The sequence below is a fragment of the Streptomyces tamarix genome (genome assembly GCF_032423885.1).
Lineage (GTDB): Bacteria > Actinomycetota > Actinomycetes > Streptomycetales > Streptomycetaceae > Streptomyces > Streptomyces tamarix.
In genome coordinates, this window is record NZ_JAWCTQ010000008.1 from 153,624 (window position 1) to 166,885 (window position 13,262).

Genomic DNA, 13,262 nt, shown 5'->3' on the forward strand with positions numbered 1-13,262 from the left:
CGGGGCGTCGGGCCCGGTCCCGCCACCGACCCCGTCGGTCACACCGTCTCCACCTTGCACATATGTATCCCACACTCAATCGCACACTTCTTTCACAACTGCTCGACGGAACGCCCGCTTTCGGCCGCCTTCGCCCGGAGACGCCGGCGCGGGGGCAGACGGCGCGCCCGCCCCGTGTCTAGCCTCCCGGGCCATGCGATCACCCTTGATGAGACGCTTCGGTCTCAGCGCCGTCCTCGCCCTCGCCCTCGCCGTGTTCGGCCTGGCCCCCACCGCGAGCGCGGCCGACCCGAGCCCCGCCGACCTGAAGTTCACCACCAACGCCGCCACCACCACTCCGGGCGGCTCGGTGAACCTGACGATGACCCTGACCAACAACAAGACCTACGACCTCTGGTTCGTCTACCAGTCGATCCACCCCACCTGGCTGACCACGCAGCGCCCCGACCTGAAGTACCAGTTCACCGGGTGCAGCCTCGCCACCGCCAACGGCAGCACCCCCTGTTCCGGCACCGGCCCCTCCGACCTCGGCACCAACTACGGCGCCCCCATCCCGCCCGGCCAGAGCCGGACGGTGACCCTGACGCTGCAGATCGCCCCCGACTCCGGCTGCAACGGGAACATCGGCTTCTACTCGTACTTCTACGCCGAGTTCAGCGACAGCACGAGCCACAGCGGCGGCCCGGTCTACACGCCCGAGACGCGCGTTCTCTGCGCCTGACGCACACGCCGGGCGAGGCGTTGGCCGGAAATCGGCCAACGCCTTCCGGTACCGTGCGGACTCCAGCAACGGTCTCTCCACCGGCGGGCCACCGGCCCGCCGGTGAGCCGCACTCCCCCACCTGCACGGCAACCCCGGCGCGGGGCGGGACCGGCCCGCACGGCAGGCCACCGGACCCGCTCCGGCCCCAGGAACGCCGCCTGCCGCGCCCCCACGCTTTTCCGCCAGGTTTCGCAGCAGGGCCACAAAACATCCACAGAGACCTCACCATGTGACGCGACGGACGCGTGGACGACCGGCCTCTGAGGGGGAAGCCGGCGTCACGCGAGGGGGTGCGTCCGCTCCGCGGAGCGATGCCCACCCCTGCCCTGGGAGGGGACATCACCGCATGAAGCGGACCATACGCATCGCCCTGCTCACAGCGGGCGCACTCATAGCCGTCCTCGGCATACCGGCCACGGCGGCACCCGCTGCCACTCCGGCGCCCCGCGTCGATCTGCGGGTGCTGATCGTGAGCGACGGCGGCCCGGCCACCGAGGCCATCGCGGCCGAACTGGACGCCGCCGGAACGCCGTACACCGAGGTCGACCTCACCCGGTCCGACCGGCCGCGGATCGACGCCGGCTACCTCGCGGACACCGTCGACGGACGGGACCGCGCGAAGTTCCAGGCCGTCGTCCTGCCCAACGACAACCCGTTCCCCGCGAACTCCGCGGAGATGGCCGCGCTCGTGGCCTACGAGAAGGCCCACGGCATCCCGCAGGTCGACGCGTACACCTACGCCCGCCCCGAGGCCGGGCTCCAGTACCCGATCTACGGCGGTTACTCCGGCAGCGTCGACGGGGTGCGGGCCGAGGTGACGGACGCCGGCCGCGCGGGCCCGTTCGGCTACCTCGAAGGGCCGGTGCCGTTCGAGGACAACTCGCCGACCGTGGGCGAGAGTTACGCCTACCTGTCGACGCCGGTGGCCGGTGCCGACTTCACCCCGTACGTCCAGGCGCCGATCCCGGGCACGACGAAGCGCGGCTCCCTGGTCGGCGAGTACCGGCACGACGGGCGGCGCGAACTGGTCGTCACCTTCGTCTACAACCGGTACCAGCAGCAGTTCCGGCTGCTGGCCCGCGGCATCGTGCGGTGGATGACCGGCGGCGTGCACCTGGGCGCCTCCCGCAACTACTTCGCCGTCCACGTCGACGACGTGTTCGCGGCGGACGACCGCTGGAACTCCACCCTCAACTGCACGCCCGGTGACGTGGACTGCACGGACCCGAACGCCGTCCCGGACCCGATCCGCATGTCGCCCGCGGACGTCGACCACGCCGTCGCCTGGCAGCGGGAGCACGACTTCACCCTGGACTTCGCCTACAACGGCGCCGGCAGCGCCGACCACCGCGAGGACAACAACGGCGCCGACCCGCTGGCCGACAGGCTCATCGCCCAGCGGAACGAGTTCCGCTGGATCAACCACACGTACACGCACGCCTTCCTCGGCTGCGTGCAGGACACGACGGTGGTGCCCTGGCGGTGCGCCACCCACGCCGACGGAAGCACCAAGTGGGTCAGCCGGTTCGAGGTCGCCGACGAGATAGCCCACAACCGCGTCTGGGGACTGCTCGCCGGACTCCCCCTGGACCACGACGAGTTGGTCACCGGTGAGCACTCCGGACTGCGGGTGCTGCCCCAGCAGCCCGCCGACAACCCCAACCTGGCGCTCGCCCTGGCCGACAACGGCGTCACCTCGCTGGCCTCGGACAACTCCCGCGAACCACAGCAGCGGCAGGTCGGCCCCGCCACCACGGTCCCCCGCCACCCGATGAACATCTTCTACAACGCCGGGCGGGCCGCCGAGCAGGTCGACGAGTACAACTGGATCTACACCAGCCGCGCCCAGGGCGGCAGCGGCATCTGCGAGGACAACCCGGCCACCACCACCTGCCTGCCCGCCCCGCTCGACCTGGCCACCGGCTACACCGGGCACATCGTGCCCCTGGAGCGGCGGATCGCGCTGGGCCACGTCCTGGCCAACGACCCCAAGCCGCACTTCATCCACCAGTCGAACCTGGCCGAGGACCGCATCGCCTACCCGGTCCTGGACGGCGTGCTGACCACCTACGACACGCTGTTCGCGGCGAACACCCCGGTGGTCAACCTGCGGATGGAGGAGATCGGGAAGGAACTCCAGCGGCGCGCCGCGTGGCGGGCGGCCGTGCGGGACGGGCGGGTCACGGCCTACCGCATCGGCGGCACCGTCACCGTCACCGTCGACGGCCTGGGCGGCGCGGCGGTCCCCGCGACCATGCCGCAGGGCACCACACGCGCCGGCACGGCCTTCGGCGAGGCGTACGCCGGCGAGCGGTCCGGCTGGACCGGCCCGGGCATCGTGCCGCTCGTCCTCACCCTGCCGGCGTCCGCGTCCCCCTCCACGGCCACCGACGCCGACGGCTCCGCGCCGGTCACGGCCCCGGCCCCGGCCACCCGGGTGCCCCGGGGCGTGGCCGAGCCGGTCCTCCCCGGCACGCCGGGCTGACCGGCGTACGGCACCGGGCCCCGGCCGCCCACCGGCGGCGGGGGCCCGCACGACCACCCACACCCCGGCCGTGGAGCTCAACCATGCACGTTCACCACGGCGCGCGGCGCTCCGGCGCACCGCGCGTCACCCTGCTCACCGAAGGCACCTACCCGCACAGCCACGGCGGTGTGAGCGTCTGGTGCGACCAGCTCGTCACCGGCATGCCCGACCTCGACTTCGACGTCATCGCCGTCACCGGCACCGGGCGCGAGCCGATCGTGTGGGACCTGCCCGGGCACGTGTCGCGCGTCGTGTCCGTGCCGATGTGGGGCGCCGCTCCCCCGGGCCGCCCGCCCCGCGGCCGTGCCCGCCGCCGGCTCGCCGACGCCTACGAGCGGTTCCTGACCGCGCTGGTCGACCCGTGCGCCGAGGCCGGTTTCGCGCCCGCCCTGTACGTGCTGGCCGGGGCGGCGGCGGACGGCCTGCTCGGCCCCTTCCTGCGGGACGACACGGCGGTCACGATCCTGACCGGGGTGTGGACGCGGCCGGGACTGGTGGTGCGGGAGGCGGGGCCGACGCTGCACGACGCGCTGACCGCGACCGCCCTGCTGGAACACGCCCTGCGCCCCCTCGCCGCCCCGCCGCCCGCGGGGGAAGTGGCGCACGCGGTCAGCGGCGGTGTCGCCGTGCTGCCGGGGCTGGCGGCGCTCGAACGGCACGGGGTTCCGCTGCTGCTCACCGAGCACGGCGTCTACCTGCGCGAACGCTATCTCGGCTACCGGACCGCCCCGTACCGCTGGCCGGTCAAGGCGGTGGTCCTGGGCTTCTTCCGGCTGCTGGCGGAGGAGACCTACCGCCGGGCGGCGCTCATCACCCCCGGCAACCGCTACAACCGGCTGTGGGAGGAGCAGGGCGGGGCCGACCCGGCGTCGATCCGCACGGTCTACAACGGCGTCGACCCCGCCGCGTTCCCCCCGGCGGGGCCCGAGCCGGAGAGCCCCACCCTGAGCTGGGCCGGGCGGGTCGACCCGATCAAGGACCTGGAGACCCTGATCCGCGCCCTCGCCCTCGTCCGGACCCACCTGCCCGAGGTGCGGCTGCGGCTGTTCGGCGGGACGCCCCGGGGCGGGGAGGGCTACCGGGAGCGCTGCGAGGCCCTGGCCGCCGAGTTGGGGCACGCCGACGCCGTGACGTTCGAGGGGCGCGTCGACGACATCAAGGACGCCTACGCCGCCGGGAACGTCGTGATGCTCTCCAGCATCAGCGAGGGCTTCCCCTTCACGCTGATCGAGGCGATGTCGTGCGGGCGGGCCACCGTCTCCACGGACGTGGGCGGAGTGCGGGAGGCCGTGGGCGACACGGGTCTCGTGGTGCCGCCGCGCGACCCGGACGCGATGGCCGCCGCCGCGCTGGAGCTGCTGCGCGACCCCGCCCGGCGCCGGGCCATGGGCGAGGCGGCCCGGCTGCGGGTCATCGAGCAGTTCACCCTGCGCCAGACCATCGACACCTTCCGCTCCATCTACCACGAACTGTCCGCGCGGGCGGAGGGGACGCCCGCCCGGATCGTCCTGCCCGCTCCGGCGGTCACCGGCCTGGGGAGCCTCACCGGATGAGCGGGCCGATGTCCCTGGAACCCCACGGCGCCGAGCAGGACACGCTGGCGCTGCGGCTGGCCCGGCCGCCCCGGCCCCGCCGCCGGCCCCGCTGGGCCCTGGACGACACCACCCTCACGCTGCGGCTGCCCCGGCAGGGGCCCGACGAAGAGGCCGTCAGCGAGCTCGCCGCCGACCTGGCCGACCGCATCGGCCCCGCCGTCCATCCGTACGAGGTGGCCGCGCTGCTGGAGTCGGAGGGCATGACCGCCTCCGTGATCAAGGAGCGCTACGGTCATCCGAACCTGTTCTCGCTGGCCTCCGCGCTGTACGCGAGGGTGCCCCGGACGTTTCCCGAGCCGCCGCCCGCGGCCGACCCGTGGCGGCCCGACACGGTGCGCTGCCTGTTGCGCGGGGTGCTGTTCGCACTGCCCGCCCTGGCCTACCTGCTCACCGCCCCGCTGTGGCGGGTCGACCGGCACGCCGCCGTCCTGATCGTCGCGGGCATCGCCTCCTGGGCGTGGGGGCAGGCGCTCGGGCACCGGGCGCACCTGCGGCTGGTGGTGGGACGCCGGGAGGCGGCCCGCACCCTGCTGACCGGGTCCCTGCTCGGCGCGGCGGTGGCGACGGGCCTCGCCGCGCTGCTCGCCGGGGGCGGTCCCGTCACCGCGGTGGGGGCGGCCCAGTCGCTGTACCTGGCGGCGGCGGGGGTGCTGCTGGTCCTGGGGCGGGAGCGGTTGCTGCTGGCCGCGCTCAGCCCGCTGATCGCCGGTGCCGTGGTGCTGCCGTGGTGGGAGCCCGGCCCGGCGCTGCGGGCGGGGCTGCCGCTGCTGGCGCTGCTGGCCGCGCTCGCCGCCGCCGGACGCGTCCTGTGGGCGGGCCTCGCCGTCCCGGCCGCGTCCGACGGGCCCCGGCCGCGCCTGCTCTCCTCGCTCCCCTACGGTCTGTTCGGGCTGGCCGCGGCGGTCCTCGTCGCGCTGGAGGGCCGGCGCGAGCCGTACGCGGTGATCGCCCTGACCGTGAGCATGGGCCCGGCCGAGTGGCTGCTGTACCGCTACCGCGGCTGGTCGGTCGCCGCGCTGCGGGCCAGCGCGACGCCCCGGGGCTTCCTGCTCCGTTCGGCCGCGGTCCTCGGGCTGTGCCTGTCCGGGTACCTCCTGCTGTTGTTGCCCCCGGCCCTGCTCGTCGGCTCCGGCCCGGCCGCGCTCCTGCCGCTGGCGGCCGCCCTGTGGACCGCCCTGCTGCTCCAGGCGTTCGGGGCGGCCTGGCCGCCGGCCGTGCTCTGCCTCCTGGCCGCCGCCGGGGCCGGGGCGGCCACCCGGCTGGACCTGCCGCCCGGCCCGGCCGCGCTGCCGGCGGTCTGCGGGGTGACCGCGGTCTGCCTCGCGGCCTGCGCGGTCCACCTGCTCGGCAGGCCCTCCCCGCACTCCTGACCACCGGACACCCACCGCCGGCTCCCCGGAGCCCCGCGTCCTGCCCACCGCACCACCCGACGAAAGGAAACCCAGAGGTGACCTCCGCACCACTCGCCGCCGTCACCGGAGCCGAAGGGTTCATCGGCTCCCACCTCACCGAGGCGCTCGTCGCCTCCGGCCACCGCGTCCGGGCCATGGCCCAGTACAACTCGTTCTCCTCCTACGGCTGGCTGGAGACGCTGCCCGCCGACGTCCTGGACCAGGTGGAGATCGTCCTCGGCGACGTCCGCGACCCCGGCTCGGTGCGCGGCCTGCTCGACGGCGCCGACTGCGCCTACCACCTCGCCGCGCTCATCGCGATCCCGTACTCCTACCAGGCCCCGCACAGCTACGTGGACACCAACGTCACCGGCACGCTCAACGTGCTGGAGGCGGTGCGCGCGCTGGGCACCCCGCGCCTGGTGCACACCTCCACCAGCGAGACGTACGGCACCGCGCAGACCGTGCCGATCACCGAGGACCACCCCATCAACACCCAGTCGCCGTACGCCGCTTCGAAGGCCGGCGGCGACCGGCTGACCGACAGCTACCACGCCAGCTTCGACACGCCCGTGGTGACGCTGCGGCCGTTCAACACCTTCGGGCCCCGGCAGTCGATGCGCGCGGTGATCCCCACCGTCATCGGGCAGGTGGCGGCCGGGCAGCGCACCATCACCCTCGGCGACCTGCGCCCCACCCGGGACTTCACCTTCGTGGCGGACACCGCGCAGGCGTTCCTGGCGGTGGGCACGGCACCGGCGGAGCGGGTGGTGGGCCGCACCTTCAACGCCGGGACGGGCGGGGAGATCTCCGTCGGCGACCTCGTCGCGCTGATCGGCAAGGTGATGGACGCGCCCCTCGACGTCCGCGAGGACCCCGCGCGCCTGCGGCCCGCCAACTCCGAGGTGATGCGGCTCGTCGCCGACGCCACCCGGCTGACCGCTGCGACCGGCTGGCGTCCGGGCCACACGTTGGAGGAGGGGCTCGCGCGGACCGTGGAGTGGTTCGGCGAACCGGCCAACCTCGCCCGCTACAAGACCGGCATCTACAACATCTGACCCGACCGGCACGCACCCAGGAGGTAAGCCATGCACGCAGTCATCCTTGCCGGAGGAAAAGGCGTCCGGCTGCGGCCGTACACCACCGCGCTGCCCAAGCCGCTGGTGCCCATCGGCGATCAGCACGCCATCCTGGAGATCGTGCTGCGGCAGCTTTCCACGGCCGGCTTCACCCGCTGCACCATCGCCATCGGCCACCTCGGCGAGATCATCCGCGCCTACGTCGGCGACGGCTCCCAGTGGGGCATGAACATCGACTACGCCACCGAGGAGAACCCGCTGGGCACCATGGGCCCGCTGCTCACCCTGCGCGAGCGCCTGCCGGAGCACTTCCTCGTGATGAACGGCGACGTGCTCACCGACCTGGACTACGCCGACGTGCTGCGCCGGCACGAGGCGTCGGGCGCGCCGCTGACCATCGCGACCTACGCCCGCAAGGTGCACATCGACTTCGGGGTGCTGACCACCGACCAGAGCCGGGTCGTCGCCTTCACCGAGAAGCCCAGCATCGACTACCGGGTGTCCATGGGGGTCTACGGCGTCTCCCGCTCCACCCTCGACGGCTACACGCCCGGGCTGCCGCTGGGCTTCGACGAGCTGGTGCTCGACCTGCTCGCCGCCCAGCGACCGCCGCACGCCTACGAGTTCGACGGATACTGGCTGGACATCGGCCGTCCCGACGACTACGACCGGGCCAACGCGGAGTTCACCAGCCGCAAGGCGCTTCTGCTCAAGGGAGCCTGACCTTCCATGCACATCCTCGTCCTCGGTGCCACCGGTTACCTGGGCGGCCACGTCGTCGAGCGGCTGCGGGCCCTGCCGGGCGCGCGGGTGCTGCTCGGCGGCCGCTCCCCCGCCGCCGACGTCACCGCCGACCTCGCCTCCGGGCGCCCACGGGAGCTCGCGACCGCGCTGGCCCGGGTCGCGCCCGACGCCGTCGTCAACTGCGCGGGCGCGACCGGCGGCGACGCCGTCACCCTGGCGGAGGTGAACGCCCGCGGGCCCGCCGTGCTGTGCGCGGCGCTGCGGGAGGCCGCGCCCCGGGCCCGCCTGGTGCACCTGGGCTCGGCCGCCGAGTACGGGCCCGGCACCCCCGGCCGGCCGGTGACCGAGTCCGGGGCGACCGGTCCGGCCGGCCCGTACGGTGCGACCAAGCTGGCGGGCACGGTGGCGGTGACCGCGTCGGGACTGGACGCGGTGGTGCTGAGGGTGGGCAATCCGGTGGGTCCCGGGGCCCCGTCCACGGGGCTGCCCGGCCGGGTCGCCGCGCTGCTCGCAAAGGCCGGGCGCGACCCGGGGGCGACGCTGCGGCTCGGGGACCTGTCCGCGTACCGCGACTTCGTGGACGTACGCGACGTGGCGGAGGCGGTGGCACTGGCGGTCACCGCGCCGGGGCCGCTCCCGCCGGTCCTCAACGTCGGGGGCGGTGGCGCGGTCCCGGTCCGGGAGGTGGTGCGGACGCTGGCGGACGCGGCCGGGTTCCGGGGCCGGATCGTGGAGGAGGGCGCGGGCGGCTCCACGCGGTCCGCCGACGTCTCGTGGCAGTGCTCGGACATCACCGCCGCCCGCGACGCCCTCGGCTGGCGGCCGTCGCACTCCCTGGAGTCGTCGCTGGAGGCCCTGTGGGCGGCCTCCGGCACACGGTCCCGCAGCGCCGGGGGGGCAGCGGCACAGTGAACCTGCTGATTCCGCTGTACGTCCATCCGGCCGAGGACCCCGCCGCGTGGCACCGGCTGATCAGCCGTGCCGCGCGCACCCACGCCGTCGTGCTCAACCCCGCCAGCGGGCCCGGCGACAGCCCGGATCCGGCGTTCGCCGCCGCCGCCGGGGCGCTGCGCGCGGCGGGGGCCCGGCTGCTCGGTTACGTCGACACGGACTACGGCGCGCGGGACCCGGCCGGGGTCACCGACGACCTGCGCAGGCACCGGGAGTGGTACGGCGTGGACGGCTGCTTCCTGGACCGGGTGACCGCCGCGCCGGACGGGCTGCCGGCCTGCCGCCGCCTGGTGCGGTCCGTGCGCCGCCTCGGTGCCTCGCCCGTCGTCCTCAACCCGGGGGTCCACCCCGCTCCCGGCTACGCGCGGCTCGCCGACCTGACCGTCACCTTCGAGGGCCACTGGTCCCAGTACGTGTCGGCGTTCAGCCGCCCGGCGTGGACCGCCCGGCATCCCCCCGAGGGGCTGTGCCACCTGGTCTACGGGGTGCCCGAGCCGCTCGTGCCGCTCGCCGTGCGCACCGCGCGCGAGCGGGGCGCGGCCGTGTGCGGTCCGGTGACGGGCGAACCGCCCAACCCCTGGTCCCGGCTGACCCCCGCGCTGGCCGGGGCGGAGCGGTGAGGCGGCTCGCGGCCGCGGGGGTCGCCCTGTCCCTGGTGGCGGCCCTCGCCGCGTGCTCCGGCGGGGACCCCGACGGTGGGGACTTCGGCGCCGGGGGCACGTGGTGGCGGCCCCGTCCCGGGCTGGCCTGGCAGTGGCAGCTCGACGGCGGGGTCGACCCGTCCGTCGACGTGCCCGTCTACGACATCGACGGCTTCGAGAACAGCGCCTCGGACGTCGACCGCCTGCACCGGGACGGACGCAAGGTGATCTGCTACGTCAACGTCGGCGCCTGGGAGGACTTCCGCCCCGACCGGGACGCCTTCCCCCGCTCGGTGCTGGGCGGGCCCAACGGCTGGCGGGGCGAGCGCTGGCTGGACATCCGCCGGACGGAGGCCCTGCGTCCCGTCATGGAACGCCGGTTCGACATGTGCCGGGACAAGGGGTTCGACGCGGTGGAACCGGACCTGGTCGAGGGCTACGCCCACGACACGGGCTTCCCCCTCACGGCCCGCGACCAGATCCGCTACAACCGCATGATCGCGGAGATCGCGCACGAGCGCGGCCTGGCCGTGGGCCTCAAGAACGACCTGCCCCAGGTCCCGGACCTGGTGGACGACTTCGACTTCGCGGTCAACGAGGAGTGCGCGCAGTACGGCGAGTGCGCCCTGCTCGAACCGTTCGTCGCGGCGGGCAAGGCGGTCTTCCACGTGGAGTACGCGCGGTCCACCGCCGACTTCTGTCCCCTGGCCCGGAAGCTGCGGCTGTCGTCGATGCTCAAGAAGCCGGAGCTGGACGCCTGGCGCGAGCCCTGCTGACGGGCCGGGCCGCCCGCCGGGCCGGGGGCGCCGCCGTTCGCCGGGCGCACCGGACAGGACGCGCGGCCACCGTACGAGCCGGCTCCCCGTAGTCGTGGTGGCCGTGGTGGCCGTGGTGCGTTCCCGGCCACGGCCGTGCGCGCCCGCACCCGTGGCCGTGGCCCGCCGGCCACCGCGCCGGGCGGGCCCTCGAGTACCTGCCCGGTCGTCCTCGGCGCCCCACCGCCGCCGTTTTCCGGGCGGCCCGCGCGGTTCCGGGCGCTCCGGGCGCCCTGGGCCCGCCGGGGGCGGCGCATTCCTCGCCGGTCACCCGGCGCGGGACCTTCACTACGATGTATCCGCAGGTCAGAGGCGGTTCTGGCCGGGACGGGACCGAAGGCGTCCCCCGTGGTCCCCGGCCGGACGACCGCGGGAGGGTCTCCCGGGGAGGCCGCTCACTTCCCGCCACTCGGAACAGCACGGTCCATCGGGGGAAACATTCCGTTTCGCCCTCGCGTCCGGTACTCCACCTGCGGGAAACCCCTTACCTGACGCATTCCTCCGCGCTCCCGCCCGCACCCTCTCAGCCAGATACGTATCAGCCCTTCGATGATGTGCTGTTGAACCCGGAAAAATCACCGGTCACACTGATGACTGTGGTCGCCATGGGCATTTGGCAACGGCAAGGAGACTCCGTCACCTGCTATTTCCTGATAATCATTGTCCACTCTGCACCCATTACGGGAAGTCTCATGCGGCCTGCGTGCCTGGAAAGACAGAATTCGGCCAAAGCCTCACGGCCGTTTTTTTGCGATGCCCAGTGCGCGGCGGCCGTCTCACGGACCCGCAGAGAAAACGACCCAACCCCGGCCATGGGAGACGGATTCCCGGCCACGGGACGCGCGCCCGCGCATTCCCGGCACCACGTCGGACCCGGCAGGATTTCCCGGAAAGCACCGCCCGGGGAGACCCCGTTCACCGGGTCCTTCTCCGGGCACGGGCACGCCCCCTTTCCAGAGGTTCCACGTCGCGCCCCGACGCCGCTCCCCGCCCGTCCCCTCCCCGCCTGTCCGCTCCCTGCCCGTCCGGGCGATCGCCCGGGCGGGCCCCCCTGCGCACCCCCGCGAGGCCGCCGCGGCGGCCGGCACCCGCGCGGAAGCGGTGGCGGCGCGGTCCCGAGGGCCGGTGAGGCGTGGTGGCCGTGCTGACGAGCAGGGCACAGGCCGGCGCGTACGGGGAGGCACGGCACGTGATCGGCTCCGTAACGCGGAGGGGGAGCCCGCGCGCCGCACCGTACGGCCCCGCCGAAGCGGGTGCGCCCCGGCCGTGTCCGTCACCCACGGCCGGGGTCGGCGTGCGCGGTGCGCCGGGCCGGCCCGGCGGCACGGACGGCCTCCACCCGGTGCGGGCGCGCGGCACCGCGCCCCCCGGGCACGCCGCGGGCCCGTGAACGGCTTCGGGAAAGGCGCCGCGGAGACGGCGGCCGGGAAGGGTCGGGCCCGGCGGGTCCCGCGCCGGGCGCGCCGATATCCGCCGACCGTCATCCGCGGATCGGAGCTCCTCCTGCGACCTGGAAGGGCAATGTGAACAAGGTTGTCATTTCAACGCGCCGAGCCGGGGGAATCGACACGCCGAATGCTTGTCGGAGACAGAGGATTTCCCCCCTTTTCCGGATGGGGAGACCGGCAATGCCGTGCGCGGTCCGCGGGGTGCCCGGCGGACGGTGGGCGCCACCGCCGGGCGGCCCCGCCGCCCTCTGACGGAACGCCCTCCTGACCGCCGGTGCGCCCCTCCCCCCAGCGGACCCGGATCTCCGGGCCCCGCCATTTCGCACCACCGATCCCCACCCCCACCGAATTCACACCAGGACGGCTTCCACGCACTCCCCCGACTTCCTTCGTGAAAGGGACCAGCGTCATGTCTGTTGGCATTCACCACTTGAGAACGTTCCTCATGGCGATCGACGAGGGCAGCATCTCGAAGGCCGCCACCCGGTTGCACATGGCCCAGTCCGCGGTGTCCCGCAGGCTCGCGGAGCTGGAACGCCACGTGAAGCAACCCCTGCTGGAGCGCTCCGCGGAAGGGGTGCAGCCCACGGTGGCCGGGAAGATGTTCTGCGCCAAGGCCGACGCCGCCGTCACCGCGTTCGACGACGCCATGTGCTCGGACCTGCACCAGGTGCGCGCCCTGCGCGTCGGGTACGCCTGGTCCGCCGCCGGCGTGTACACCAGCGAGATACTGCGCCGGTGGCAGGAGATGAACCCGGACGTGCTGGTGCGCCTGAAGCGGGTCGACGACCCCGCGGGCGGGCTCACCAGCGGCCTGTCGGACGTGGCCATCATGCGCACCCACGCCCGGCGCCGGAGCCTCCACGAGGAACTCCTCGTGAGGGAGCCCCGGGTCGTCGCCGTGTCGGTGGACAACCCGCTCACCGAGAGGGACGAGATCCGGCTGCCGGACCTCGCCGACTACCCGCTGGTGATCAACTCGTTCTCGGGCACCACCAACCTCGACCTGTGGCAGGACGGCAGGCAACCCGTGGTGGCGGTGGAGGTGGACACCATCGACGACTGGCAGACCTACATCGCCGCCGGTGTCGGGATCGGCGTGACCCCGGCCTCCACCGCCTGGATGCACCCGCACGCGGAGATCAGATACCTCCCCATTCGCGACGCCCCACCCGTGCCGGTCTACCTGGTCTGGGCGTCCAACAATCAGCATCCGGCGCTGCGCTCCTTCATCCGGCTGGCGCGGAACGTGGTGGCGGAGGTCACCGAGTAACCGGGGGCCGGGGCCCCGCGCCGCCCACCGGCCCC

Annotated in this window: 10 protein-coding genes; all 10 read left to right on the plus strand. The window is 74.1% G+C overall.

From position 1 onward, the window contains the following. Positions 1-193: 193 nt before the first annotated feature. The 10 genes from RND61_RS09470 (at position 194) to RND61_RS09515 (ending at position 13,227) form a co-directional block, all read left to right on the plus strand. Positions 194-721 (plus strand): hypothetical protein, encoded by a 528-nt coding sequence (locus RND61_RS09470; protein ID WP_315877383.1) that lies wholly within the window; start codon positions 194-196, stop codon positions 719-721. A gap of 388 nt (positions 722-1,109) precedes the next feature. Beyond that, on the plus strand, positions 1,110-3,248 hold the full coding sequence (locus RND61_RS09475) for a hypothetical protein (protein ID WP_315877384.1): 2,139 nt from the start codon (positions 1,110-1,112) through the stop codon (positions 3,246-3,248). Positions 3,249-3,331: 83 nt separating this feature from the next. Next, a complete protein-coding gene (gene pelF / locus RND61_RS09480) occupies positions 3,332-4,843 on the plus strand; it encodes a GT4 family glycosyltransferase PelF (protein WP_315877385.1) in 1,512 nt (503 codons plus the stop codon). Continuing rightward, the gene (locus tag RND61_RS09485; protein WP_315877386.1) at positions 4,840-6,255 is read left to right on the plus strand and encodes a hypothetical protein; all 1,416 of its coding nucleotides are present in this window, start codon (positions 4,840-4,842) and stop codon (positions 6,253-6,255) included. Before pelF ends, RND61_RS09485 begins: the two co-directional genes overlap by 4 nt. Before the next feature lie 77 nt (positions 6,256-6,332). Next, complete coding sequence (locus RND61_RS09490) at positions 6,333-7,334, plus strand: GDP-mannose 4,6-dehydratase (RefSeq protein WP_315877387.1); 1,002 nt, start codon at positions 6,333-6,335, stop codon at positions 7,332-7,334. 30 nt (positions 7,335-7,364) lie between these two features. Then, positions 7,365-8,078 carry a nucleotidyltransferase family protein gene (locus RND61_RS09495; protein WP_315877388.1) on the plus strand — a complete coding sequence of 238 codons (714 nt, stop codon included), beginning with the start codon at positions 7,365-7,367 and terminating at the stop codon, positions 8,076-8,078. A gap of 6 nt (positions 8,079-8,084) precedes the next feature. Further along, positions 8,085-9,011 carry an NAD-dependent epimerase/dehydratase family protein gene (locus tag RND61_RS09500; protein WP_315877389.1) on the plus strand — a complete coding sequence of 309 codons (927 nt, stop codon included), beginning with the start codon at positions 8,085-8,087 and terminating at the stop codon, positions 9,009-9,011. Beyond that, the gene (locus tag RND61_RS09505; RefSeq protein WP_315877390.1) at positions 9,008-9,670 is read left to right on the plus strand and encodes a spherulation-specific family 4 protein; all 663 of its coding nucleotides are present in this window, start codon (positions 9,008-9,010) and stop codon (positions 9,668-9,670) included. Before RND61_RS09500 ends, RND61_RS09505 begins: the two co-directional genes overlap by 4 nt. After that, positions 9,667-10,467, plus strand: a complete 801-nt coding sequence (locus RND61_RS09510) for an endo alpha-1,4 polygalactosaminidase (RefSeq protein ID WP_315877391.1) — start codon at positions 9,667-9,669, stop codon at positions 10,465-10,467. The genes RND61_RS09505 and RND61_RS09510 overlap by 4 nt, the downstream gene beginning before the upstream one ends. A gap of 1,896 nt (positions 10,468-12,363) precedes the next feature. Then, the gene (locus RND61_RS09515) at positions 12,364-13,227 is read left to right on the plus strand and encodes a LysR family transcriptional regulator (protein WP_315877392.1); all 864 of its coding nucleotides are present in this window, start codon (positions 12,364-12,366) and stop codon (positions 13,225-13,227) included. The last annotated feature ends 35 nt before the right edge of the window (positions 13,228-13,262 follow it).

What these genes read in the sequence shown, in the direction of transcription:
- RND61_RS09485 (WP_315877386.1), top strand. Translation starts at nt 4,840, where the DNA reads ATGAGCGGGCCGATGTCCCTGGAACCCCACGGCGCCGAGCAGGACACG.
- RND61_RS09515 (WP_315877392.1), top strand. Translation starts at nt 12,364, where the DNA reads ATGTCTGTTGGCATTCACCACTTGAGAACGTTCCTCATGGCGATCGAC.
- RND61_RS09475 (WP_315877384.1), top strand. Translation starts at nt 1,110, where the DNA reads ATGAAGCGGACCATACGCATCGCCCTGCTCACAGCGGGCGCACTCATA.
- pelF (WP_315877385.1), top strand. Translation starts at nt 3,332, where the DNA reads ATGCACGTTCACCACGGCGCGCGGCGCTCCGGCGCACCGCGCGTCACC.
- RND61_RS09500 (WP_315877389.1), top strand. Translation starts at nt 8,085, where the DNA reads ATGCACATCCTCGTCCTCGGTGCCACCGGTTACCTGGGCGGCCACGTC.
- RND61_RS09495 (WP_315877388.1), top strand. Translation starts at nt 7,365, where the DNA reads ATGCACGCAGTCATCCTTGCCGGAGGAAAAGGCGTCCGGCTGCGGCCG.
- RND61_RS09470 (WP_315877383.1), top strand. Translation starts at nt 194, where the DNA reads ATGCGATCACCCTTGATGAGACGCTTCGGTCTCAGCGCCGTCCTCGCC.